Raw genomic sequence first — 716 nt, 5'->3', positions numbered from 1 at the left:
AACTGAAGGCTAATTCCAACGTAATAGCGTCCAATTTGAACGATTCGCGTGTTCTTTGAGGCGTGGGCAAGGATTCACCAAATATACGTAATCTGCGTATTCGCACAAAGGTAAATCATTGATGGAGTCGGTGTAAAAATGGACTTCAGAATAAGATTCTGGCTGAGCATCTAACCATGCTTTCAAGCGTATAACTTTGCCTTCTCGATAACTCGGAACGCCTGCAATTTCAGCGCTGTAGCTGCCGTGCTTCTCAACCAAATCAATTCCTAATGCGACGGGAATTCCTAATCGACGGCCGACCGCTTCGACTAAGAATGTCACGCTCGCAGAGATGATAACCATATCGATGTCATCGCGATCCAACTGTGCTATCAACGTTTTGGATTGCTGAAACTGCTTAGGCAGGATGTGGTGCTCTACACACTCTTCTACCAACGTATGGACGTGTGCAACGGGCATGTCAGCCAATGGTGCCATACAGAATTCTAAGTAGTCCTCCATGTCCATTTTGCCTTCTGCGTACAAGGCCATTACACGCTGATCTTCCTCTATGAAGTTTGATTGCGTTGCTATGCCTTTTTCAACCAAAAACGCATTCCAAATCATCGCACAGTCGGCGTTGATTAGAGTTTCGTCCATATCAAAGACGTACAAAGGTTTGGACATGTTAGGCCCCCACTGGTTGAATTTCATTAAGGTTAAACAGCAGCTCT

1 protein-coding gene is annotated in these 716 nt (G+C 45.3%); it reads right to left on the bottom strand.

The genetic code is table 11. The features are described 5' to 3' along the window. Nucleotides 1-9 precede the first annotated feature (9 nt). Nucleotides 10-669: an HAD family hydrolase gene (locus R7093_RS25430; RefSeq protein WP_318147047.1), complete on the bottom strand. Its 660-nt coding sequence runs from the start codon at nucleotides 667-669 to the stop codon at nucleotides 10-12. Nucleotides 670-716 lie beyond the last annotated feature (47 nt).

The sequence above is a fragment of the Vibrio sp. 1580 genome, from assembly GCF_033340055.1.
Note: the sequence above shows the minus strand (reverse complement) of the source record. Positions and strands in the feature narration are given on the sequence as shown.